Origin of the sequence: Halosimplex aquaticum, assembly GCF_028747785.1 — an archaeon.
Taxonomy (GTDB): domain Archaea; phylum Halobacteriota; class Halobacteria; order Halobacteriales; family Haloarculaceae; genus Halosimplex; species Halosimplex aquaticum.
Genome location: NZ_CP118158.1, coordinates 1567434 through 1591783 on the forward strand (window position 1 = coordinate 1567434; position 24350 = coordinate 1591783).

General features: G+C 55.7%; 16 protein-coding genes and 1 pseudogene. 10 read left to right on the forward strand and 7 right to left on the reverse strand.

Going from position 1 to position 24350, the window contains the following annotated elements:
- The first annotated feature begins 267 nt into the window (after positions 1–267).
- The gene (locus PSC72_RS07830) at positions 268–783 is read left to right on the forward strand and encodes an Lrp/AsnC family transcriptional regulator (protein ID WP_274325330.1); all 516 of its coding nucleotides are present in this window, start codon (positions 268–270) and stop codon (positions 781–783) included.
- Positions 784–1061: 278 nt separating this feature from the next.
- Here PSC72_RS07830 and PSC72_RS07835 read toward each other — a convergent pair whose 3' ends face one another.
- The 4 genes from PSC72_RS07835 to PSC72_RS07850 all read right to left on the reverse strand — a co-directional run bounded on the left by PSC72_RS07835 (position 1062) and on the right by PSC72_RS07850 (position 4820).
- Positions 1062–1739: an IS6 family transposase gene (locus PSC72_RS07835; RefSeq protein ID WP_274322797.1), complete on the reverse strand. Its 678-nt coding sequence runs from the start codon at positions 1737–1739 to the stop codon at positions 1062–1064.
- A gap of 1501 nt (positions 1740–3240) precedes the next feature.
- Positions 3241–3855: a superoxide dismutase gene (sod, locus tag PSC72_RS07840; protein WP_274325331.1), complete on the reverse strand. Its 615-nt coding sequence runs from the start codon at positions 3853–3855 to the stop codon at positions 3241–3243.
- 220 nt (positions 3856–4075) lie between these two features.
- Positions 4076–4543, reverse strand: a complete 468-nt coding sequence (locus PSC72_RS07845) for a hypothetical protein (RefSeq protein WP_274325332.1) — start codon at positions 4541–4543, stop codon at positions 4076–4078.
- The gene (locus PSC72_RS07850; protein WP_382261852.1) at positions 4536–4820 is read right to left on the reverse strand and encodes an AbrB/MazE/SpoVT family DNA-binding domain-containing protein; all 285 of its coding nucleotides are present in this window, start codon (positions 4818–4820) and stop codon (positions 4536–4538) included. Before PSC72_RS07850 ends, PSC72_RS07845 begins: the two co-directional genes overlap by 8 nt.
- 991 nt (positions 4821–5811) lie before the next feature.
- Here PSC72_RS07850 and PSC72_RS07855 point away from each other — a divergent pair.
- The 3 genes from PSC72_RS07855 (at position 5812) to PSC72_RS07865 (ending at position 8247) form a co-directional block, all read left to right on the forward strand.
- A complete protein-coding gene (locus PSC72_RS07855; protein ID WP_274325334.1) occupies positions 5812–7209 on the forward strand; it encodes a hypothetical protein in 1398 nt (465 codons plus the stop codon).
- 31 nt (positions 7210–7240) lie between these two features.
- Positions 7241–7633, forward strand: a complete 393-nt coding sequence (locus PSC72_RS07860) for a hypothetical protein (RefSeq protein ID WP_274325335.1) — start codon at positions 7241–7243, stop codon at positions 7631–7633.
- A gap of 284 nt (positions 7634–7917) precedes the next feature.
- On the forward strand, positions 7918–8247 hold the full coding sequence (locus PSC72_RS07865; protein WP_274325336.1) for a hypothetical protein: 330 nt from the start codon (positions 7918–7920) through the stop codon (positions 8245–8247).
- Positions 8248–8622: 375 nt separating this feature from the next.
- Here the strand turns inward: PSC72_RS07865 and PSC72_RS07870 are convergent.
- A pseudogene (locus PSC72_RS07870) lies at positions 8623–9620 on the reverse strand (transposase).
- Between the two features lie 64 nt (positions 9621–9684).
- On the opposite strand from PSC72_RS07870, the gene PSC72_RS07875 reads away from it, so the two are divergent.
- From PSC72_RS07875 to PSC72_RS07890, 4 genes are all read left to right on the forward strand, one after another.
- Positions 9685–10899: a hypothetical protein gene (locus PSC72_RS07875; protein WP_274325337.1), complete on the forward strand. Its 1215-nt coding sequence runs from the start codon at positions 9685–9687 to the stop codon at positions 10897–10899.
- A 189-nt stretch (positions 10900–11088) separates the two neighbouring features.
- The gene (locus PSC72_RS07880) at positions 11089–13095 is read left to right on the forward strand and encodes a PD-(D/E)XK nuclease family protein (RefSeq protein WP_274325338.1); all 2007 of its coding nucleotides are present in this window, start codon (positions 11089–11091) and stop codon (positions 13093–13095) included.
- Positions 13088–13996, forward strand: coding sequence for a PD-(D/E)XK nuclease family protein (locus PSC72_RS07885; protein WP_274325339.1), 909 nt, complete (start codon positions 13088–13090; stop codon positions 13994–13996). Before PSC72_RS07880 ends, PSC72_RS07885 begins: the two co-directional genes overlap by 8 nt.
- Entirely contained in the window at positions 13993–17454 is a 3462-nt protein-coding gene (locus tag PSC72_RS07890) for an ATP-dependent helicase (protein WP_274325340.1), read from the forward strand. The genes PSC72_RS07885 and PSC72_RS07890 overlap by 4 nt, the downstream gene beginning before the upstream one ends.
- A gap of 81 nt (positions 17455–17535) precedes the next feature.
- On the opposite strand, the gene PSC72_RS07895 is transcribed toward PSC72_RS07890, so the two are convergent.
- Positions 17536–18000: a hypothetical protein gene (locus PSC72_RS07895; protein ID WP_274325341.1), complete on the reverse strand. Its 465-nt coding sequence runs from the start codon at positions 17998–18000 to the stop codon at positions 17536–17538.
- Between the two features lie 73 nt (positions 18001–18073).
- Positions 18074–19210 carry a hypothetical protein gene (locus PSC72_RS07900; protein ID WP_082223408.1) on the reverse strand — a complete coding sequence of 379 codons (1137 nt, stop codon included), beginning with the start codon at positions 19208–19210 and terminating at the stop codon, positions 18074–18076.
- A gap of 176 nt (positions 19211–19386) precedes the next feature.
- On the opposite strand from PSC72_RS07900, the gene PSC72_RS07905 reads away from it, so the two are divergent.
- Both PSC72_RS07905 and PSC72_RS07910 read left to right on the forward strand, forming a co-directional pair.
- Entirely contained in the window at positions 19387–21900 is a 2514-nt protein-coding gene (locus PSC72_RS07905) for a Piwi domain-containing protein (RefSeq protein WP_274325342.1), read from the forward strand.
- 51 nt (positions 21901–21951) lie between these two features.
- On the forward strand, positions 21952–24318 hold the full coding sequence (locus PSC72_RS07910; RefSeq protein ID WP_274325343.1) for a tyrosyl-DNA phosphodiesterase: 2367 nt from the start codon (positions 21952–21954) through the stop codon (positions 24316–24318).
- Positions 24319–24350: the final 32 nt, after the last annotated feature.

Genomic DNA, 24350 nt, shown 5'->3' on the forward strand with positions numbered 1-24350 from the left:
GTGAAGAGGGGGGTTTTGGTCCCGTTGTTCCTAAACGGGTTGTATGAAGGATAGTTGGATAACACCCGAGGAGCGTGAAGCAGTCCGCCAGTATCTTGAGAAACCCGCGTACTCCCGAGACATCGATGATCTCATCCCTGAAGATGACGAGACAGACGACTAATCCACGCCTCTTGGGACATCGCCATGTCGCATCCCACTGCACTGTTCCCGCTGCTTGTCAGTACGCGCAACGGACCCAACTGACTCACTCACTCCAAATACGATATGGCGGATGACCCACTCGACAATCTCGACCGCCGTATCCTGCACCTGTTGCAGATAGATGCCCGTGGTGCCAGTGACACCGATATAGCCGACGAAACCGACGTGACTGGGACCACGATCCATAACCGGATCGAGCAGCTGGAAGCGGAGGGTGTCATTCTCGGGTACAATCCAGAAATCAATTACGAAGAAGCGGGGTATCCGATGCGCGTTCTATTCATCTGTTCGACCGACCTCTCCCAACGGTCGAAAATGGCGAGAGAAGCTCTCGAAGTCAGCGGCGTCGTCAACGTCCGAGAGATGTTGTCTGGCGAGGAAAACCTCCACGTCGAAGTCGTGGCCGAAGCGACCTCTGACGTGAAAGAAAGCACCGAACAGTTGGACGCGCTCGGCCTGCGCATCGTCAGTAGCAATATTTTGGCAGAAGAACACATTCAACCGTGGAACCATTTCCATCAGGAACTGGCTGGCGAAGACGCGGAGACTCCCTCCGAAATCGGGAGTGATGACGAGTAGTTCGGTAAGGTACCGCCATTGGGCTATTGAAAACTTATCGACGTGACGCCGACCGGGACACCCCAACTTGCTTGGGAAACTCAACCAATCACTGGTTTGGCGCAGGATTATCAAATAGGTAAAATTAACAGAAAAAAGAGGTTATCTGTACCCAGCCGAAACAGTAGGTGATGGCATCTCTGGACACGACTGAACTGAACGACACGTTCGATCTGCTAACCCACCCACATCGACGCTACATATTCTACTACTTGGTGAACAAATCTGAGGGGCACTGTCTAGTTCTGAAGCTCCTCAATCGGCGTCTTTCCATCGAGAGCTTGATGCGGTCTGTGGCGGTTGTAGTAATGCATAAACTGTTCAAGCCACTCGCGGACGCTCGACCGACTGCCCACCCACGAGTTATGGAAGCGGCCGACCCGCATTTTGAGCGTATGAAACCACTTCTCGATGCGGTTTCGGTCGGTATAGTTGACCCGACCGCTTAATCCTAATCGAGCAAGGGCAGTCCGGTACCCGAATTGATCGACGAGAAACTCAGCCTCCGAGAGATCATGTTTCTCTTGGAGTTTCTGCAGAAACGCAGCCGCTGGATCGGTGCCATGCCGCCCAAACAACGCGACATCAAGGATCAACTTTGTTTCGATGTCTATTGCAGCATACAGCCAAGACCACTCACCGTTAATTTTGACAGCGGTCTCGTCGACGGCGACCCTTGACGGCTGCGCCGTCGGCGGGTCGCAGCCGCTGTCAGCTAGCCGATGTACCCAATTCCAGACCGCGCCATGCGAGCGTTGAACGCCTAATTCAGCTAAAATCGTTGTTGTTTCTCTGAGCGAACAACCGGTTTGGTGGAGGCGGACGGCGAACGCCCTGACGGGCGTCGCCGTCCGCTCATTCTCCCAAGTTTCTTCTAAATCCGGTTCATAGCTCTCGCTGAGCAGGTCTGCGAGCATCTTGACCAACTAACTCAACGACCTGCTCACTTCTCAAACTGACTCAACTAGACAGTGCCCGTTACCCCATCTTGTCGTCGGTTCGACATAGATGGAATCCGACTCCACATGGTCGCGAAAGCGCCATCTGTTGGGGGGAGAGCCAGGATAGAGCACCGTCGATCACAGCCTCCCCGGCCAAGGCTCGATATAGGGAAATGTGACGGGAAAACCCCGGTGTATCCCCAGTGTTTCGTCGATACAGGGTGGCGAACCCGCCGCTATAAGAGACGGAATCTGGCTGGATCGTGCCTAGATTGCCCACCCACGACGCGTGCGCGGCGTGATGGACTGCCGAGTGGGCGGAGACCGGTGAAATCCCTGCGCTGAGCGGACGGGTGATCCAGGCTGCACCGGACACCTACGAACCCCGAGAGGTTTCAAGGTTGGCCGTACACCGTCGCTATTGCCAACCTTTTCCGATTTCGGGGACATCGCGGACCCCCGGGTTGACATGTATTCAGCAGCACCGGGTTTCGGTCGTCTCCGCAGAGACGGCCGTCTTCCCGCAAAATTGCCCACGCTGGGCTCTCCACGCCGTTTCGCGATGGCGTCCATCCACCCCAGTCTAGCCACGATCGACGGCATGTTTTTTCTAATTTAGCGGCGAGTCGCATAGCCTGTATCGACAGAAAAACCGAATCTGAAAGGGGTTTTCTCCCGATTCTCTTGTTTACTGGGGCCTTGTCTGGCGACTACACTGGGCTCAATTTGGCCTCCGAGAGAGGGAATCGAGTACGAAATGATCCCGCCATCAGTAGGGTGGGTTTCAAGAAATATAAAATAAATTATTCGTCCAAATATCTGACCAATTCATCTCCACTGAGTAAGCGCAGCAGAGCAACAGCCTTCATCGACAACGGAAATCATAAGGAGTCAGTAAATATTATTCTTCGATATCGATTTTAGTCGCCCTGTGATCTGTACTATAATTCAAGTTATGATTTTGCCTCTACTCGCTTCGAGAACCCGGACAACGCTCGTAAAATCAAAATCGTCCATTGCCAAGGCAACCTGCCCGCCAAATACGTAATTTTCTTGGTGATTATGGGGTGCCAGGTGAGGACACTGACCCTCGGACGAAGCACTCACAGGGGGCCAGATAGACAGGCTACCCTTGACCCCACAACCAAAGGCCAGCCCCTGCAAGGGCACCTATCGCGAGAAATACTACCGCGAGTGCTGCGAAGCCATATGCGAGCGCGACTGCAGGGGACCCTGGAAGCGCGACCACATACACGAGGGCGGCGACGGCGCCGCAGATACCCGCGAGCATCCCACCGAGAAATAGCGGGAAGTCGGGCGTCAGTTCAGCAGGCACGACCGATCTGTTGGAGCCGTCATCCGTAAATCCCGACACTTCCTTGCCCATCGTCCGCTACGATCTCGGCGTAATGTCGGGTCGAATGGAGGCTAGAACCTCACTTCAGGAAAGACGGAAGATGCCCACCGAGAGGCCGCCTCAGCCTTCGATGCGGGAGACGATGGTGTCGTACTGGTCGGCGACCTCGTCCCAGTCGACGACTTCGAAGAAGGCGTCGATGAAGCTGCCGCGGTCGGGGCCGTAGTCGTAGTAGTAGGAGTGTTCCCAGACGTCCAGCGCGAGGATCGGGTGTGCGCCCCACAGTGCGCCCTGGTCGTGCTTGTCCACGGCGATATTCCGCAGTTGTTTGGCGACGGGGTCGTAGACCAGCAGCGCCCAGCCGCCCGCAGCGGACGCGGCGGCCTCGAACTCGCCCTTCCAGCCCTCGTAGGAGCCGAAATCCTCCTCGATGCGGTCGGCCAGCTCGCCGTCAGGCTCGCCGCCGCCGTTCGGGGCCATGTTCTCCCAGAACAGCGTGTGCAGGTAGTGCCCACAGCCGTTGTGGGTGACGTTGCCCAGCGCGCCCGCCGTCGAGGAGTAATCACCGGACTCGCGCGCGTCGGCGAGGGTCTCCTCGGCCGAAGCGAGGCCGTTGACGTAGCCCTGGTGGTGGGTGTCGTGGTGCCACGTCAGCACCTGCTCGCTGATGTGCGGTTCGAGGGCGTCGTAGTCGTACGGGAGCGGTGGCAGCTCGGGATCGGATTGCTCTGGCATGTGCATTGCTTCGGACGGACGACGACGTGATAATGGTTCTCTGAAATCTATTTTTGTGCCTTGGTTGTCACTCCCTCCTCCGTGTTGGCAGTAACAGTCACCGTCTCTGCTGGTCGGCGAGACGGTCCGGACGCTGGAACAGAGACCGATCGGACTATCCAGTGATTGGTACGGAACAAGCGTTTGGAATATGGCCCCGTTCGCAGAATGGAAGGCGGGATCAGCGTCCGAGAAACTCGTTCAATTCGGCGAATTCGTCGGGTGAGAGAATGACCTCGGTGTCGAATGCGTCGAATCGTCCGAAGGCGTCGTCGATCGTCAAAACAGTATTCACCCCTTCGTCGATCGCTACTTGGGCGTAGTATCCATCCCATCCGCCGACGTTCGCTTCACTCGCCCGAGAGAGCCCCTCCCAAACGACGTCTTCGGGCATCCCGTCGTACCACCGGATCCGCTTTGCGTCCATGAAATTCTGGAGCAGTCGAGATGCGTCCGCGTTCGAACGTCCGTAACATGTCGTCAAGACGGTATGCGCACCGAACAACGCAGGATACGGAATTACTGCATCGATGTCGCCTTCGATGGCGTCTCGGACGTACGAGAGCGCGGCGTCACGACCGGGGGCCTGTGTGTGCGCGAGGGCGATCACTCCGACATCGAAAAGATACGGGCCACCAGCGTCACTCATCGTCGGTCTCGGCTGCGCAGTTCCGAACAGCCGCTCGATGCTTCTGGGCGATCGGGTCGGTTCCGTCGGTGAGCGGAGTCGTCTCTCCTCGCTCCGGCGACGTTTCTTCGACGAGGTGCTCCATGCGGTCGATGATTTCGTCGGGGTCGTCTTCCGGTTCGACGACCGCTTTCCCGCCTTCTTCGTGAATGTCGACTTCCGTCCCGGGAGTGATACCGAGCCGCTCTCGTAGCTCCTTCGGGAGGACGATTCGTCCCTTCGAATCCACCTTCGCCATGTTCCCACTTTCGGTGGGAACAGAGACAATTGTTGTGGGCAGAAACAGAAACCGCCCCGCTGGATCAAGAAACCCGTGCCCGACGGCTGGTGCCGGAATTCCATCGACTGCCACGAACGGAACGTGGCCTCGATTCCGAGGGGGACCTCGCTACAGGAAATCCGCACCAGATTTATGTCAATTAGTAACACCTTTATGGGGTGGCTATGGATCTGAACTATCATGGGTTCAATGGGTAAGTATACACCTTCAGACATAACGGTCAATGGATAGTCCGCTCGCGCCTGATGGCCTTTCCCCGTCCCTGAATCTACTGATCACTGATATGTATATCGTGATAGTAGAGTTGCTCTTAACGGCGGTCATTTTGATATATATAGCGGCTCTGAAAGTACAACCAGACGGAGCGTGGGACGGATATATTGGTATACTCTCATATTTCGGGATGCCGATATTCGCTGTGGTCGCTCTAGTGGTGCTAGCGCTCCGAGTGTCAGTTCGGTTCCGTCGCTTGTGTGGGTGGATCTATCACCTGGCTCTGACCGACAGATTGATCATCGTATCGGAGACCCTCTTCATCGGTGCTTTTGCGGTATGGATCTGGGGTGCAATTTCGGAAATACGAGGTGGGGGGTCACATGGGTTGCTCGCCTGGGAAGGGTTCGTCTTCATTATTTTTACCGGAGTTGGGATTCTAATACTGGGAGCACGAATAGTATACGGATGCTGGAAGCTTCGAAGCTAAATCCGATTCTGTAATAACAACCGGAGTGTTGGACAAGATCTAACAGATATAAATCAGATAACCGGTTTCTGAGGTCAGATGTAGCGAATCTCAGTATTGGGTAGAGGACGTTCGATTATTGTCTTGCTCGTGGTCTGGAATCGTTTGAACTCGAACTCTTCGGTAGCGGAGGCACCGGTGACCGGTGTCCACCAGCAGATGCTAGAGAACCTCGTTTCGAACAGTTAGCGCGACGCCGCGGTAGACATGGATATCGTCGAGCGGCGCGGCCGCGTCGACGACCTCGTGCTGACCGACCGGACCGATGACTTCGACTTCGTCTGGTCCGATAGCGGTGGGAACTTCGTCGACCGGTTAGACTTCACGGCGCTAGACGGGACGACGCGCACCGATACGTGGCTGTCGAATGAGGAGGAACTTAGGTGGCAAGTGTTCAATTCAGGCGAGCTCGGAGTCTGGGACCCCGACTCGGACGACGACGGGCTAACCGACGGCCAGGAAGTCCAGGGGCTGACGAAAGTCAACGGCCGCAGTGTCGTCAAGACCGACGAGAGTGTGAGTTACGGCACGAATCCAGCGGATGTCGACACCGATGGCGACGGCTACTGGGACGGCTGGATCGGTGTCTACGGCGTTGCGTGGTCTGATAACGTCGTTCTGTATCAGGAGCATCTATCCACCGGGGACGGGGTCGAAGGCGACGAAGTAGTCTCTGAACAGGCCGGAATTCATAATGTTTCGAGTCCGATAGCAGGTACGGATGTCGACAGTGACGGCAACCGCGAACACTCGAATATCCATCTCGGTGAACTCCACTGGGGGACCGCCCCGGAAACGCCGACACCTAGTCTGGACCAGCGAACGACTCTGCACGTCGAGGTGGACTGGATCGAAGGGCAAAACCCGTACAACGAGACCATCGGCGGGCAAAGTCTGCTCGACTCGATCGAAGAGAACTATGCCCTCTATGGACTCAATATCGTCTTCCACCGGGATGACCGTCTCACGACTGCCAACGTAACTAGTGTCTGCAAACAGCCTCGGGCTGGGCCCGGGCCTACCTGCGGTGGCACAGTCACCCTTCCTGGGTTGAACGCGCACGAACTCGACAAGGTAGAAGACCAGTATCACGATGACACCAGTAGACATCACATCCTGTTCGCGACGAACTACGCGGCTGACACACCGATATTGTCGACTCACGACCCTTTCATCGGTTCCGGCGTTGACGGAATCGAAGGTCACACGGGGTCGCCAGGCCAACGCAATCTGATCCCGACCGCACCGTACGGGTCGGTCATATTGGCTGACCAACCAGAATTAAGCGACGTCGGGACGTTGAAGAGTACGACGATGCACGAACTCGGCCACGGCCTGGGAATCGGCTGGCTCGACGACAAAGGGTCCGGCCACATCGCCGAGTGTTATAGCGGAGATTTCTGTGTCGGTCAGTTTGGCGTCGGCGGTGGTGACGACGAAACGCCAGAGAGGATCGAAATTCCGGGCAGAGGGATTCAAACGGCAGAATGGAGTATAATGGGAGAAACTGGCGATCCCATCGGATCCCCTTTCGAAACATATCGATATAGCATTGAGGAATTGTTGACAATCGATTTTAATGATGTCCCGTCTACAGATGATTGAACAAATTTCAAAACGAGAATTCTTAACATTCGTGGCATCTGCGATGATTCTAATTAGCGGTTGTCATTCGAGGTCTCATGCGGAACTTGGATTTGATTCCGTAAGTGTCAACCAGACCGGTTCGACATATACCATCGAAGGTGAGATCGGACTTGGCGTCACTGGCGACTGGGAGTCGTTCAAGAACGTCTCCGCTGTCGGTCTTGACGAAAACGGTGCCGTGATCTGTCGTCAAGCCATCGGCGAGATCGATGCAGAATACGTGGGCGGCGGTAACTCTGTAACGCTTACGTGTGAACAGTTTCCACACGCGCTCACATACGAGATTGAGCGCGACCCCTGTTCCCAGGGCGTAACAGTGAACAAAATGGTATACGACGAAGAGCGAGACCTCTGGGTCGAAGAACCGATCGAATGTGAGTGAACTCGGCCGGGGCCTGGGCGCTGGCTGGCTCGACGACAAAGGGTCCGGCCACATCGCCGAGTGTTACAGCGGGGATTTCTGTGCCGGTCAATTTGGCGTCGGTGGTGGTGACGACGAAACGTCGGAAACAGTGGATCTGGCGCCGAAAAACCCGAATTCTGGGACCAACAGTCAGTAGAGTATTATGTCGACAACTGGCAGCCCAAACACGGTAGTGACAGTACGCTATGGTTTTAGTTTGGAAGAGTTGATGACTAATGATTTCAGAGATATCCCATCGACAGATGACTAACCATATATCGAGGCGAAAAGCCCTACTCTTGACGGGTCTTTCGATGGCCTCTTCAGCTGGCTGTCTTTCGAATCCTGACTCACACCGGAAGTTATCATTTACTGGCGTCGGCATACTAGAGGAGACTGCTGAATCGATCGTTATCCGTGCAAGACCGGATATGGGTGTTCACGGTGACTGGGAACCAATTCGTGAGGTTAGTATCGTCGGCTACGACAGTTCTGGGGGCGTCGTGTGTGAGGAAGAGATTGGCGATATCACGACTTTCCGAGAGAATTTTCCCCCGTGGATTTATCCTGCAAACAGGTCCCTCACGTCGTGACGTTCAACAGTCGGAATCCTTGTGGCCAGACTATCTCCCTGGAGGCTCGTGAGCATGAGGGGAAGGAAAACGGCGAGGATGAGTGGCGTATCGTCATGGATAGATGCGAACTGGAATATTTGGGGAACTGAAGAGTACCTATGTTCTACTTTCAGCAAGCAAAATCTCCCTCAGAACGTCCACTGGGCGTTAGCTGGCTCGATGACAAGGGGCGGTGGGTCGGATGAGTGTGGAATTCAAAGGGATCGACACAGGAAAGCAAGATTGCCAGAGTCCATCACTCTTGCCCAGTTGAAAAAACAATGGGATTAACTATATTTCATTTGACAACGAAAGCATGCGAATACGCTTACTGAGGGTGTCATAGAATCCATCTCATACCGTGATGACGGTGCTTCCCGGATTGTCACCTCGTTCGTAGTTGGTGACGGCGACGACGAGTCGAACGCAGAGCGCAAGGAACACCTGCGCTCGGGCGTGGACGCGGCCTCGGGCGCGTAGCGTCCCGAGGCCGCAGTCCTTGACCGCATCGTTCGTTCGCTCGACCTGACTCCGGCGGTTGTACGTCTCGTCTAGGATCGACTGTTTGAGCTGAATCTCGTCACTGTGTTTCTCGATGCGGTCTTCGACTCTGTACTTGATATTGAGCGGATCGTCGGTGTTTCGCGGGTTGTACGGGGCGATTGGCACGACTCCTGCGGTCAGCAGGAGGTCGTGCCAGTCGAGCGTGTCGTAGGCGCTGTCACCGAGCATCCAGATCGGCGGGCGACGGCGAGCGCGTCACGGGTGACGCGCATCGCCGTCTCTTCTGCGGCTTGTTTGCTCTCGGTGAACTCGGCTGCAATCGGGATCTTTGCGCCGGTTGAGACGATCGTACAGCCGTAGCCGTAATAGTACTCCTCAGCGGTTGGGTCGTAGTTCTTCGACGCATCTGGGTCGGATGGCATCGCTCGCACGTCCGTCGAATCGATTCGGTAGGTCATGTCGAGCAGGCCGCGGGCGGCGGCCTGCTCGACGAGGTGGTCGAAGACTTCGTCGACGACGTGTTCGAGGTCGGTGAGGAAGCGATCGACCGCGTCTCTTGAGGGCGGTCGATCGAAGCCACAGCTGAGCCAGACGACCGTGTTCTGGAGTTCTCGTGTGACCGGGCGAATGCCGTAGATGTCCTTGTAGTAGCAGTGGAGGAACGCTCGGAAGAGTTCTGGTGGGTGGTGGTCTCGTGTTCGCCCCCGGCGAGCGGGGGCGAACACGTCGAACTCGCTGAAAAAGTCGAACTCAAGATGCTCGAACAACGCGAGCGTCTCGGTAGCCACGACATTGAAGAACTCGTCGATAGAACCCTCTTCTTGCAGGGTGCTGGCGCTCGTAGACACAGTTCCAACACCCTGCGTCCTCGTGTGTGAGGCTTTCTATGACACCCTCATGTGTTGAAAGCGCATGAGTCAGAAACCGGCCCCCAAAGTAGAACTGGCGGCAGATCGTGTCCAGGTCTCTGAGCTAGAGATCACGAACTCAGATGTGGTGGAATACTTGGAGGAAATCGAAGCTGAGGACCGAGAAGAGGCGATCCAGTATGCGCTGAACGTGGGCGTAAAAACCCTACAGCTCGCCGAGACCTCTCGCGAAGAGGAGTTTGTCGAGCGGAAGTTCAGTGAGATGCACCAGGAGTTCGAAGCTGAAATCGAGCGTATCGAAGACGAAGTCGAGGAACGGTTCGGGAGCGATGGTGACGTCCCCGAGATTTTTCAAAAGCATCTTGGAGAGGACGGAAAGCTCCAAGAACACATCGAACACGCGTTCAGTGAGGACGGGCCGTTCGTCGACAGGCTCGATGAGGAGTTGGGTGAGGACGGCGAACGGATTCAGGAAGCACTCGACCCAGACGACGAGGGGACTCCCACGTACCGTCTGAAGTCCGCACTGCTGGACGAGATCCGGTCTCTGCGGGATAAGATCGAAGAACGAGAAACAGAAGAGGAGACGCGAGAGGAACTGAAACAGGAGACAACTCTCAAGGGTGATGACTTCGAGGAGACCGTCGGTAACATCCTCGGAGACGTCGTCCGAAATACGACGGATGAGGTCGAACCGACCGGCGAGGAACTCGGTGAGCGTGCGGATCGGAAGGTCGGGGACTTCGTGGTTACTCTGGGTGACACCGGTCAGCGAATCGTCGTCGAGGCCAAGAGTGCAACGAACTACTCACAGCCAAAGATCAAGGAAGAGTTGGCCGAGGCCATCGAAAACCGGGACGCCGACTACGCGCTCATTGTCTTCGAGTGCGAGTCGTATGTGCCGGACAAGGTCGGATACTTCCAGGAGTTCGACGATGACCGGCTCTCTGTTGCGTTGAGTGCGGACGAAGACGACGATGTCGAACCCGGATTTCTTCGCATCGCCATCAACTGGGCGCGGGCTCGCGCCGTCCAGTCCTACGTCGATGCGGGGGCAGACCTCGAGCCAGAAGCCATTCAGAACGATGTCGGAGAAATCGAGGACGCCATCGGTCGCTTCAGCCGGGTTCGAACGAAGACGACGAACATCCGCGAGGCGGCAAACGAGATCGACGAGGAGTTGCGCAGCATCCAGAACGACGTCGAAGACCGCGTCGGAAAGGTGCGTGCAGAACTGCAGGGAACATCCGACTCGTGAGTGTCGGCAGTCTCTCCGATCGGGGAATCGAGTCAGGGGATATGTATTTGGTCCTTCAACCGAAGCTACTGGCTATGTCATCGGTTGGTTCCCCAACGCTTGCGACTTCGATACAGGTCGGGAGGTCATCCCGTGCCCGGTGAGCACTCGTTCGATGGGTCACTGATTATGACCCCATTCGCTAGCGGTATGGTCAGAGACGTTGTCGTAGACCGATATCAGCAACTGCTCGACGAATACGACTCCGAGGAGATACTCGTACACACCGGATCGCCGACGAGCATGGGTACATTCCGCACGCTCCTCGATGATGTAGTTCCAGGTGCCACTGTTCCTCGCGTGACATCGCTCGTCGTACAGGCGACGGAAGTAGTCAACAAAACTGACGATCGGACGATCCTTTCGGATACCCTCCGTCGTGAACTCGTCCACCGATTTCTCGAGGACTACGACTGGGAGTGTGATTACCTCCACCGAGCCGTCCAACAACCGTCGTTTGCAGAGGACATCGGCGGACTCATGGAAACCGCGACGTGGCAAAACGCTGCCCTCGATACGACGCGAGAGCTAGAGGAAATAGCCTCAGTACGAGATGCGTTCCACGAGTGGCTCGCCGATCACGACCACATGGTCCGGGGTCAGCTAATCAACGAAGCGACATCCGTCCTGGAGGACCCCGATCAGCGAAACGATATCGTCGACGCTTCGGCTATTCTCGTGGTTGAGTTCGAGGAGTTCTTGCCCTCTGACCGCCGCTACCTGCAGACGATTTCCGACGGAGTAGACCTCGTGTGCGTCGCAGAAACGGACGCCAGCATTCGTCGAACGCGAATGGAGTCCGGATCACTTGCCGACCAAGTCTCGTTCACCGACGAGGAAACGCTCGACCGAGACGACATCGCCAGACGTCCCGATGCAGCGGCTGCATACTGGGCTCGCGGAATCGTGCCCGACGATCCTGAGCGGGGTCAGGTAAACATTCTAGCCGCCGAAACCTCGGACGAGCAGCTCCACCAGGTCGCTGACGAAATCGAACGACTCCGCGAGACGGAAGAATGGGACTATGACGACTTCGCAGTCGGACTCCAGCACAGTGGTTCGGCCCTTACAGATACTCTCCGGGGACTAGAACGCTCTGGCCTGCCGACCGAATCGTCCACTGTCGTAGGGTTCGGCGACGATACTGCCGTTCGAGAGCTTTTGCAGGTGACTCGTTACCTCGCGTCAGGCGGAGAGCAGCGGGATGAGATTCTCGACGATTACTCCACGCTAGATCAAGAACTCCTCGAGGACATCGAGGCCATGAACGGACTTGCTGCTCCCCTTCGTCGTTGGGCCACTGATTCGAACTTGAAGCACCGCATCGCCGACGAGAACGATCCTCTGGATGCCCGCTCCCAGTTCAGCGACGTCGAGCGCGTGTTCCGAATGGCGTCATTCGTTGAGGACACCGCGTTCATCGACACGAGTTGGCAGTCGTTCGCGGCCATGTTAGAACGAGCACACGAGTATGCGCCCCAGCATAATCAGACGAGCGCCACCGAACGCGACGGTGGCGTTCAGGTCGATCACGTCGAAGCGATCAAGAATGGGCGATACCGTGCTGTCTTTCTTCTCGATCTCGTCGATGAGGAGTATCCTGGGGATGCCTGGTTGACGAGGCTGTTTCCACAGGAACGCGTGGCTGGAATGCCAGATTATCCCGGCGTGACGAATGTCGACGCTGACGATGTCGAGGCAACCTTCAGCACTGACTCAACCGAATCAAGCCGACCTCTTAGGCGATATTACGCGGAACTATCGCGACGGCGTTTGGCATCAGGTGCGGCGGCCGCGACGGACCGACTGTACTGTTGCCTCTACGAATACGAGGACACGGCACTGGAAGAGCGGACACAGGCTTCTCGCTTTCTCGCAGACTCCTATCGGACACTCTCCTGGATCACCGAGGCGCCAGACGAGACGATCCGAAGTGAACGAGCAGCCGAAGAGTATCTTCTATCGCGCGTCGATCGGGCGCTATCCGACGTTCGGCGCAGTCGCAGTCAAGACGTGACCGTATCACTCGATGACCTCGAGGCGGATCTCGCAGAGGTTCACGAGCTTCTCGAAAACAGCGGTCGTCGCGGAGAAAGGCTGAGAGATGCACTTCATGCGCGTGTCGACTTCGCTATGGGGGAGATCCGCCGTGAGTGACGTCGTTTACCTCTCGCCGTCGCGACTGGCCACGTATGCAGACTGTGCCCGGAAGTACGATCACAAGTACGAACAGCGTGTCGAAACACCCGACGAGACGACGCTGTATCTCAATCAGGGGCTCGCGTATCATGAAACAATAGAGGTCGTCTGTAACGAGACAGAACCTTCCGACGAACCCGAGCAGATCCACGCTCGGGCGATGGCTACCTTCGAGGAAACCTGGGCCGATCACATCGATCCCGCCGACTATGCGTCTCAATCACACCAAGAGTTCCAGCGGGCGGAGAATCGCGCAGCGCTGGATACGTTCTTCAATCCGAATGGTGGGGACGGTATCGAGCACGCCAGAAACTCCGTCGAAACGGAGAGATGGGTCGAGTTCGAGCGAAACGGCCGCGGTTTGCAAGGAAAAGTGGACAATATCCTCAAGACAGAGGACGAGCTCCACCTGATCGACTACAAGCGCAACCTCCGTGACGTCATTTCGTCGGGAACCGCAACGAGGCTCGAAGACCACAGGAACGGTGACGACCATGAGCCGACGCGCGTGAAAAACGCCTTCCAGACGGCGACGTACATTGAGGGGATTAAGCTATCGCCGCTGTACGAGGACGGGATGACGGTCCGGTTCAGTTTCTACGGGCTCATGAACCAAGGATCGTTCGTCAGCCGACCCGACGGTTACGAGGTATCTGCTCGAGGATACCCACGTGAAACGACCGGTATCTACGATGAATACGACGACATGATCTGGTCATTGATCGAGGAGGCGCACGATGGGATCACGTCGGAGATCTATGACCCGAAACCGTTCGATCTGATCAACGACGAGGCCTGTCCTGACTGTGACTACAGTGATGCGTGTACCGAGTACATCGCCGAGAGGGTAAGCCGATGACTCCGGAGCAGCCCGATTGGCTGCCCGTCGCTGAAGACGAACAGCCACCGAGAGAGCAACAGCAGACCATCATCGAATCGCAGACGTATCCGATGCGTGTCCTTGCTGGCGCCGGAACGGGGAAGACCTTCACGATGGTGCGGAAGATCGAGAATCTCATCGACGAACAGGGCGTTTCCCCCGACCGAATTCTCGCGCTGACCTTCACGAACAACGCAGCCGATTCGATGCGCGAAAAGCTCAATGCAAAACTCGGGACGGCAGGGTATGATATTGACGCGTACACCTATCACTCCATCTGCAACGAGATCTTGACGGACTACGCCTACGAGGCCGGCGTTGATCCGGACTTCGATATCATCACTGACGCCGAAAAGTACGCTATCGTCCTCGACGTGCTCGACGAGATTAAGTACCGATCGGTCAAGCCGAACGTCTATGGCCCAGAATCCTTCGCCGACGGCGCCGCGTCGAAACTCCTCTCGTTCATCGAATCGATGAAACGTAACGGTATCGTCCCGGCGGATGTCGACTCCTTCCTCGGGCCGGCAGAACGGCTTTATGAACTGGACGGCCTACCCGAACGGATTGGATCGATCGCCGGTGACCACCTCGGCGGTCGCTCCGTCGGTAGTGTGCTCGATGGGATTCCTGACGCCAGTCGAGACATCGCCGCTGAACGGGAACGCCTCGAATCAGACGGCCTCGAAGGGTGTCTCCGAGATTTTCTTGATCGTCTCGTCGATCTCTGCGATGCACTAGAGGCAGCCTTTGAGGCCCACCAGGACGGTGAGCAATCGCTTCCGGAGAACGCCCACAAACTTCCGAAGTACCTCCTCGGCGGGTACAGCAGCGGCGCTCCGAGTGGGATTCCAAACGACCTGAAGATGGAACTGCCCGACCATCTGGAGGACTTCTTGGAAGACTGCAAGACGGCACGAGACCTCACGGCCGGCTACGAGGCTTACGAACGCGAACTAACCGAGCGGGGGCTCATCGACTTCGACGGACTCGTCGTTGAGACTCAGAAACTTCTTCAAGGTGACGTCGCCGACGAGATAGCTGGTCGGTGGGATTACGTATTCTGCGATGAATTTCAGGACACGGATCGCCTCCAGTTCGACCTCGTCACCGCGCTAGTCTCCGACGATCGACTCTTCGTCGTCGGCGACGACGACCAAGCCATCTACGAGTGGCGAGGGGCGAATGTCGACAACATTACCTCCGAGCTCGATGCCAAGTATGGCGACTCCCTCACGGACGAACCACTACTGCAGAACTTCCGTTCCCGCCAGCCAATTCTCGATCTGGCTAACGAGGCCCTCGAACTCGTCGACGAACGGCAGTTCGAGAAAACGCTTACGAGAGTCGAGGAACCCGATTACGATGGGACGTCAGTCGCTGTTATCGAAGAGCCAGAGGAGGCTCAGCAGCGAGGGGAACAGCTAGTCACTCTCGTCAGGAATCTGCTCAGTGGTGAGGCAAAGGACCTCGATCAGAGTTACGATCCAGAGGATGTCGCGTTGCTCGTACGGAAGAACGACCACGCGACGCCTATACTAGAGTCGTTCGACCGAGCCGGAATCCCCTATCAGGTATCCGGCGACCTCGCAACAGAGTCCATCGGCGTGGGCACAGTCGTCGCGTATCTCAAAGCCCTCGCTCGTCCCGAGACAGACGAGGTCAGCTGGAATCGTGTCTTGACAATGCGGTATCGCCTCTGTGATCGCGATCTCCGATTGCTTAACGACCACGATGATGGATTACTCACGGCGCTTCTCGACGTGCCTCTCAATCAGTTCGAGGAACCAGATACCCTACGAGAGGCCCGAAACCACGTGAAAACGCTGTTAGAACTCCGAGACACTGCGTCGCTCGGTCATTTCTATCGAGAGCTCAAAGACCTGACTGACATAGAGTGGTACCTAAGCGGTCAGGAACGTCGGGATCTGGATCAGCTTGACGAGGTCATAGAGCAGTACGGAACTGGTGCCGTCCAACCACCGTTATCCCCAGATTTCATCGAATCGCTCCAGCACTACGATTCGTTGCTTGACGAGAGTGGTTCCACTCCATCGAGTCAGCCGGATCTGGCGGACGATGCGGTCAACGTCATGACTGGTCACAAGAGCAAAGGTCTCGACTTCCCCGTCGTCTTGATGCCTCGACTCACGGCCGATGAGTGGGAACCGAGTTCGAGAACGTTCGGCGCGTTAGAAGAGGCCCTCGCTACGGGTCCAACAGCCGCGTTCGACGAAGACTTCGTCGCCCGTGACGCGAGAGAGACGAGGCGCGTACTCCACGTCGGGCTTACTCGTACAGAAGACATCCTCGTACTCCAAGGACAGAGCGGCGACGAGGAGAGTGCAGGGGAAGAATCGGACGAAAAGCCTGGTCCATCCATGCACGAAGCCGTGGATGAAATTCTCCCGTCGTCGATTCCCTGGGAACCCGACAGTGGTCACATTCCGCTCTGGCGAGACCTGAACGCGTGTCTCCCGGCTGGGGCTAGCGACTGGACGGACTCTTTGGCGACCAATGTCGTCGGGTCCGTAGGCGGTGGCGTGACTTACAGTGGCGACCGACTGGAGCCGGATGAGGGTCGCGAACAGGTGCTCTCCCTTGCGACGAAGTCACTACAGGGGAACGTTGAGTCCTCCATCGAAGAGCCAACGTTCGAAGTCAACGTCCTCACCGGTCCGTCGACGCCGATGCCCGCACTGCGTCACAGCTATACGTCGCTGGAGACGTTTGAGGAGTGTCCGCGTCAACACTACTTGGACTACGTCGTCGGTGCTTTCGACGATTACAGGGAGACCAGTGGCAAGGTCGAAGGAGTTTCTCAGCAAGATATCGGGTTACTCTTCCACGATACAGCAGAGATCGCTGCCGAGAAGGAGACGACCGACCCCGAAGGATGGCACGAGATTTGTGAACGACTCGCCGGCCAACGCCGTGCCCGTGATGCCCTTCCGGCCGCGAGGGCCTGCATCGACCGGTACTTCGAACTCGAGATGAGTAGCTGGGAAGTCGTCGACGCCGAACGGCAGTTCCAGATCGAGTTCGACGGGCACGAACTCGTCGGATTCATAGACGCCGTTTATCGTACGTCCGATGGCGAGCTCGTGGTCATCGATTACAAAGCGACGGAACGTACCCGTGATATTGAGGCGAATCGGCAGCTTCCCCTCTATTTGCTTGCCTGTCGCGACCTCTATGACGAACCAGTTCACCGAGCGGGATACGCGTACGTCGGTGAAGTCGGACCGAGAGTAGTTACGCGATCATACGGAGCGTCTGATCTAGAAGCAGTCCGTTCTTCGATCACGAAGTCGATAGAGCAAATCTCCGAGACGACGTTCAATCAATACGAGGCGGACGACCACTGCCGTTGGTGTACTCACAACCAGCTCCCCTGTGCAGACAAGAAGTACACAGTGCAGAAGATCAGCGACTGATTCGTTACTAGAACTTGCGTTTCTGAGAGCGGGTCAAAGCAGCTACTACGACAGTATTCGTACTCTCTGGAGCAGAGTATCCTAATCTTCTCGGGGAACGTGGGGAAGTCGCTCTTGGATAGTGACGAGAACGGCATCGTGCCTCTCGGTGGGGGCTATTCTAACGACTTCGTACGATTCCTCGTCGTAGTCGAGTAGCCATAGCAGATAGTGGGTCCGAGGATGACATTTGATTTCGTCATCGTTGGGGTCAATTACTCGTATTTTGAACGGCTTGCCCGTTCCATCAGGGTTTGGCTCGCGCTCGTATTCGAAGTAGACATTGTCGATAGAGTACTGCCCACCTCTCTTTTCGAAGTGCTGCTCGTTATCGAGGTAGTGCTCGTAGTTCCAAGCGTGGATTTCGCCCGAGACGACGAGGAACCAATCGAGCGGTACCAGATGGATGTACCTCTCTATATTATAGGCTGTCTCCCGGATTTCAACGGGATCGGTGAAGTGGTTCTCAGTGGTCTGTGGAGCGATTTTGTCGCCAGGAGATGCCATTGACCAACATGACTATTTAAGTACTATAGCTCTACTGGAAGTAGAAACACGAATGAGATATTACCGGACGAAACTATCCCCCATTCACATCGTAGGACATCTGGAACGCCGGTTGCCCCTGTGTGATCTCGTGGTCGGCAATCGAAAATAGCGGCTGGATGTCTGCTTTGGTATAATCCTCTATACAGTCATAGAGTTCTGTTGCGCGCGTATCTGATCCATCGGCAAGCGCCTCTAACCAGGCAGCACCGAAATAGGGGATGTCGCTATTGAAGATCTCCGTATCGTCCAAATCGTAGGACGGCGGTGTTCGACCGTTTTCATGCATCAACTGCCATTGGTCACCTCGCCAGTTTCGCGGTGAAAGGCCGGTCTCGTAATCCGTCCAGCAGGTCGTTGGGACAGGAGAACCGACATGGCTGGCCATATCCTCGAGAGATCCTGCGCCGAGAGCTCTATTCTTCGCCGCTGAGAGATCCGCATGATGGTGGGATTCGAGTACTGTTCGAATTCGGTCTCCTCTTTCGGGCTCGCCAGTAGCTACAGCAGCTCTTTTTGCACGCCCTAGAAGCACGGGGAAATCGAACCATGCCCCACTGAAAGTCACAATAACCTCGATATCACGTGTCTCGATCCAGTCGACAACTGCTTCGATTGCTTCTAATTCCGCCGTCTCCGTCTGATCCTCTCGGAAGAGAACCTCGGTCTCGACTTCCGAGTCACAATCCGCTCGATATCCCAAACCGATACAGAGGATTTCCTGATGATCCGGATTCGTCGCCTCGCGGTCACTCTCCGATACAGTCGAAATCGTCTCAATATCCAAGGCAGCGATGGATTCAGCGTCACCGAGTTTTTTGACGACACCATCACCAGAGGACGATGAAGGCGCGGGGCAGTTTTCTAGCTCCTGAATCTGCCGTTCCCATTTTGCCTGAATGCCGATCGTACCTTGATAGACATCCGGCCTGACGTCATCGAATTCGTACCAGGACCCCTCGATGAATTCGTACCCGGCGAGCTCACAGTCCTCGAAGACGGTTATCTTCACGTGAACGCCGGTTACGTCAGAACAGTGGACTATCTGTGCCCAATAGTCGTGGTCTTTAGTTTCATCTATACTGTCTATCCTGAGGGGAATTCGGAGGCTGTTTTCGTCCTGTTTTGCAGTGGAGACGATGTCCTCCGCTGTCTGAACACTCGATGCCATTGTCGCGACATGGACTTCCGAGTATATTTACCTTGGGATGGCCGTATATTCTAGTTTGTTAGTTTGGGATGGGGTTAGTCACTAGGTTTATCACCTAGGCCGGCATTGACGGAACTACGGAACGAGGGATGAATACGCGAACAGACATCCGGTCCGACGAGCGTATCGATATCACGGTGGGAGTCGTAGAGATCGACGAGTGGGACCACCATACAGTAGCCCGGAAGATAGTCCTGACAGATATCGAGGGGAATAATGTCGCGCTGACGATTTTCAACAACAATGACTGTGCGTCCTACGAGTGGGACGTGGGTCGTTGGTATCGACTCGAGGAAGCGGTGGGCGACGTTTATAACGGAGAGAAGCAACTCAAGCCCTCCTGGGATTTCAACATAGTCTCACTCGATAATACACCCTCTGAGGCCACCGACGAGGCAATCCGGCAACTTTCAGAAGAGGAGTCAGCCGAAGCCCAAGATTCGACTAGTTCGAAGTCGGCTAATTCCCTCGGAAGAGGGAACTATCTCTTACATTACTGTCTGGGAGAGCTCCCAGAGCTCCAAGTACATAGCTATCAACTTCGGGTCCCCGGCGGAATAGACGAACAAGATGATGGAGTCGAAAATGGTATTCTTGGTTTCACCGCCCGTGTAGCAGCCCAGTTTCGATATCAAACGCAAGGACCGGCAACGACAAACGGCCCTCTTCGGATTTACAGTGTCAGCAAGGTATCTAACCCCATAGAAGTGGCCGGCCATACAGTCGAGCCAGAGCATACCGGCGTAGAAACGCTAGAAGCGCGTTCATTTGATGATCGGGAGCCACTTCGAGAACTCGTCAAGCAAGATCTGAAAGCAGCACTAGCGGGTCAGTACGACGTCAAGGCGATCAACTCTATCATTGAATTTGAGCCGGAAATCCGAGCGAACAGCGGAGACTTCACAGCCTCCAGAGAATACAAATGTCGTATCTGGATAGATCCTGATGGGACTGTCATTTGCGGAGTGGACAGCAGCTACCATCTCCAGTCAACCTTCTCTGCGGCCGAATACGTCCGAAATGGTCACGAGATCGAGGGAGTCACCGTCGAGCACGATACAGACGTCTATGAGAACGGTGGCACTGGAACGGTTCAGGAGTTAGTCGAGACCGGTTACGAGGAATTCGTCGACGAGATGGGGTCCTCCATCGCTGAGTATCACCGGACGCGTGGATACGTCAATGAGGAGACTATACAGACGATCGCTGCCAGTGAGCCCATCATGGCCCAGATCGACTATGGGACGATGGACGGACTCCAGGCGCTCGAGTATTGCTCCGTGGTCCCGACGCTAGACCAGTTGAAACTCCTCGACGGGGACTTCCACGGACGGTTCCAATCCGTATCTCGAAAACGGCCTAACGAACGGTTCAGCATAGCTCGGTCGTTCATCGAGTCGGTCGGAACGACGCCGTCGTTAGCGCTAAAGCCTTCAACCCGTCCTTCCAACGTCTGCTACGACGAAATTTCGATTAACTCGAATCGGTCGAATCTGCGATTCAAGGACGGGAAGACTGCATCTTACGGAGCCAAGGGACTTGACCGGCACGGAGTGTATCAGTCCCCTTCGTCATTCGATCTTCTCTTCCTCTATCCACAGCGCTACCAAAACGAGAGTAGTGACTTCGTCAGGCTTCTCCTCAAGAAGCTCCACGCCTACGGCACGAGTCCAACGAAGATCGAACGAGAGGCGTACGCGCTCGGCTCTGAATTCGACTACACCCAGGTAGCCGACCAAGCCACTGATTTCGACGGCGTCGTTGCGGTTGTACCGGATGAGGGCTGGATAGAGGATCAGATCGATATCGACGACCCGTACCCAGAGTTCAAACAACAGTTCGGACAGAAAAAACTCCCCTCCCAGATGGTCGCGGTCTCCAGCCTTTCCGAAGATGACTACTTAGGGAACATCGCTGCTGGACTCGTAGCAAAATGCGGTGGCATCCCGTGGCGAGTCCACGATGTTCCCGGAGATACCGACGTATTCATCGGGCTCGACGTCACCTACGACACTGAAACCGAACAGCACGTTGGTGCGAGCGCAAACGTCGTTCTCGGGGATGGCTCTATTCTTGCATCACAGTCGACGTCGCTGCAGAGCGGAGAAACATTCCAGATTGACGATATCGTCGACGTCATCAAGAATCTCCTGAATATCTACCTCGAAGAGGAAGATGGAACACCAAACCACGTCGTCATCCATCGCGACGGCCAGTTCTATCTGGATCTCGAGGCCCTCGTAGAACGACTCGAAAAAGCTAGTGACCTCATCCCAAAGTTCGATCTCGTCGAGATCCGAAAGAGTGGGAACCCGCGTATCGCTTCCTACACGGGCGACCGATTCGAAAGTGCACGGAAAGGGACTGCATTTGAGTCAGAAAACGCCGATCACGCCTATCTAGCGACGACAGGCAAACCGGAGCGGCTTCCTGGAACCCCACAACCGATCCGCGTCGTAAAGCGACACGGGTCGACAGACCTCTCCACGCTGGCCAAGCAGGCCTATTGGCTGTCGGAAGCCCACGTTGCGTCGATCAGTCGATCGACCCGCCTGCCGATCACTACATACTATGCGGACCGGTGTGCCGAACATGCGAGGAAAGGGTATCTCCTGAACGGCGAACTTCTCAAAGGAGTCCCATATGTGTAGAGTAGGCCGCTTCACGAAATATCTCAACTCACCAAAACCAGATCACTACAAATGACGGAATCATTTGAACTCCCCTTCGGAGGAGACGACAGCGGTCGGGTCGAATTGTTCAAGAGTTACAATCGTTTTGCGTCGTACTTCGAGGATGCGACCAGAATGAAAGTCGTTACGTACTGCGACTCGCCGAAATTCATCCTCGAACTATTCGACCGAGTTGAGACGCTGGAGTATCTGGAAGTCGTCGTCGGTGATATCGACGATTACCGAGAACGTCTCATCGATAAGCCAGAACTCGCGGATAGACTTGAACAATTGAAACGCGACGGGAAGCTCGTAATCTACCTCTGTGAGAACAAAGAAGTCCACAGCAAGGTGTATCTCATTGAATACGGCCCAAGCAGTGACGTTTCTCGCCGAGAAGCCGAGTCGGACACGCCAGACTCGTCAACTGGGGACGAAACGGCTAATCAGCAGACGCTTGGGACAGTAGAATCGGCGGTAGAGGAGGAATCCAAAGATTCGTCCGAAGAACAGCTATCTGAGGAATCCGAGGAGACAGAACTCTCGCCGGTCCGCGAAGCCACCGCAATCATTGGCTCACCAAATCTTTCCAGCAATGCGTGGACCCGACAAGCGAACGCAGGAGCAGTATTCGAAACGTCGACGGCCACCGAACTCTGGTCGGACCTGGAGAACTTCTACGAAGAGCACCGCGAGTACAACAAAAACGGTCCGTTCCTCGATGATCTGACTGAGCGTATCGCCAACACTGACGACGATCGTGAAGAGGTCCTCACGCTCTATACGGAGGGCAAGGTCAAAACCCGTGACGAAGTAGGACAACTCCACGGACGCCTCGACGAACGGGTTGAGGCAGAGGCTGATAAGGTTGATCTCGTGCTTGGGGACGATATCGACCTCAGCGAGGATGTTGAAGAAGCCGTTGAAGAACGGGCGGCCTCGATGGACGACGTCAGTCAGGGTGAAGAAGCCAAAAACGGCGAGGAATCAGTAGCCGAGCTTGACCCTGGTGACTCGGGGGATACCCGCATCAATCTCTCACTCGTAGGGCACAGCGACGAAGCGATTGAGACGTTAGCGAAGATGACTGATTTCGATGCGTCGCTCTCCGGCGACTCGTTAACAGCTACTCCGCGGGCCGTTCAGCAGTACAAACGTGACGTATTCGAGGTCCCAACGATGCGCGTTTCCCGAATCGAATCCGACGAGCAGAACGCGACACCGAACAACGTTGAGTTCGGCGACCACCTGACGTTCCACGCTGACGGGAAGGTCTATCAAATCGGACAGCCACTTCCAGATGATCGCGACCGAGTTGCGTCGGCTCTCCAAGGTATCCAAGATTACTTCGAAACGGTTGATAAGTACGGAAACTGCAACGATCCAGACGCCGTAAAGGCACACATGGCTGAGGCGCTCCTTTGGATGATGTGGGCACCATTTGCCAATCGGACCGCGGCCTTCTACAGCCAGTACGGAATCGATCTCGACAAAGCACTCCCAAACTTGTACGTTTACGGAGAATCCGACGCCGGCAAAGGGACGTTCGCCGAGTTCGCGCTATCACTCATTAGTGGCGGCCGCGTCAAACAGCCAGTAGACGCCGACGAAATAGGAAAGAGAGAGATTCGAGGAATGCGATCTGCTAACACGGCATTCCCCGTCGTCGTCGACGACATTACCAAAGACACCGTCAATCGGTTAGACACGTTCCGGAACTACTGGGGTAACTGGACCTCCGAAGCCAGCTATCCGTTATTTGCGTTCATCAGCAATGACAAGCGTCCCGACGAGTGGTTCCGGAACAGGGCGAAGATCCTCCATTTCGACGTCAACTTTGACACGAGTTACAAGGGCGAGGCGGAGGTAAATCGACTCATTGATCAAGAGAACCCCCTCTTCCTCTGGTTTACCCATGAGCTCCTCACTCGAGATCTTGAGCTGACTGACGATGACGATGCGCTCCGGGTCGCCCGTGAAGTCATGATCGACATCTACGAGTACGCCAACGAACCCGTTCCAGACTGGTTCCCACGGCGACCCGCGGACGAGGAACATGACTCCGGGAGAGACAGGTGGTACGATCTGCTCCAACGTGAGGATGTTTCTACTGAGGACCGGGGAGATACGCTGCGCGTCACCTTTCCGGAGGAGATGTCCACAGAGACCTACACCTACATGCGGGATCCTCCTACAGTTGCACGGGTAGAGAAACGTGGCCGAGACCTGTTAATCAAGTCTCCAAAGGAATTCGTTGGATGGTTGGGGACACCACCTGCCGGAGTTGATCTGCCTGATACGGAAGCCAAGACAGACACTCAGGAAGAAATTAGCGAGGCCCCCAATGACGACGGAGAGAGCGGCTTTCTGGGAAGAGTCCGTGGGTTATTCAGTTGATCTCGGTTGTTTCAGACTCAATCGAAGCCAGA

Excerpts from the sequence above, each read along its gene's own strand:
- PSC72_RS07835 (WP_274322797.1), bottom strand. The coding sequence starts at position 1,739 with ATGCTCGCAGACCTGCTCAGCGAGAGCTATGAACCGGATTTAGAAGAA.
- PSC72_RS07910 (WP_274325343.1), top strand. The coding sequence starts at position 21,952 with ATGACGGAATCATTTGAACTCCCCTTCGGAGGAGACGACAGCGGTCGG.
- PSC72_RS07845 (WP_274325332.1), bottom strand. The coding sequence starts at position 4,543 with ATGAGTGACGCTGGTGGCCCGTATCTTTTCGATGTCGGAGTGATCGCC.
- PSC72_RS07875 (WP_274325337.1), top strand. The coding sequence starts at position 9,685 with ATGAGTCAGAAACCGGCCCCCAAAGTAGAACTGGCGGCAGATCGTGTC.
- PSC72_RS07880 (WP_274325338.1), top strand. The coding sequence starts at position 11,089 with ATGGTCAGAGACGTTGTCGTAGACCGATATCAGCAACTGCTCGACGAA.
- PSC72_RS07850 (WP_382261852.1), bottom strand. The coding sequence starts at position 4,820 with ATGGCGAAGGTGGATTCGAAGGGACGAATCGTCCTCCCGAAGGAGCTA.
- PSC72_RS07900 (WP_082223408.1), bottom strand. The coding sequence starts at position 19,210 with ATGGCATCGAGTGTTCAGACAGCGGAGGACATCGTCTCCACTGCAAAA.
- PSC72_RS07855 (WP_274325334.1), top strand. The coding sequence starts at position 5,812 with ATGGATATCGTCGAGCGGCGCGGCCGCGTCGACGACCTCGTGCTGACC.
- PSC72_RS07830 (WP_274325330.1), top strand. The coding sequence starts at position 268 with ATGGCGGATGACCCACTCGACAATCTCGACCGCCGTATCCTGCACCTG.
- PSC72_RS07895 (WP_274325341.1), bottom strand. The coding sequence starts at position 18,000 with ATGGCATCTCCTGGCGACAAAATCGCTCCACAGACCACTGAGAACCAC.
- PSC72_RS07890 (WP_274325340.1), top strand. The coding sequence starts at position 13,993 with ATGACTCCGGAGCAGCCCGATTGGCTGCCCGTCGCTGAAGACGAACAG.
- sod (WP_274325331.1), bottom strand. The coding sequence starts at position 3,855 with ATGCCAGAGCAATCCGATCCCGAGCTGCCACCGCTCCCGTACGACTAC.
- PSC72_RS07865 (WP_274325336.1), top strand. The coding sequence starts at position 7,918 with ATGACTAACCATATATCGAGGCGAAAAGCCCTACTCTTGACGGGTCTT.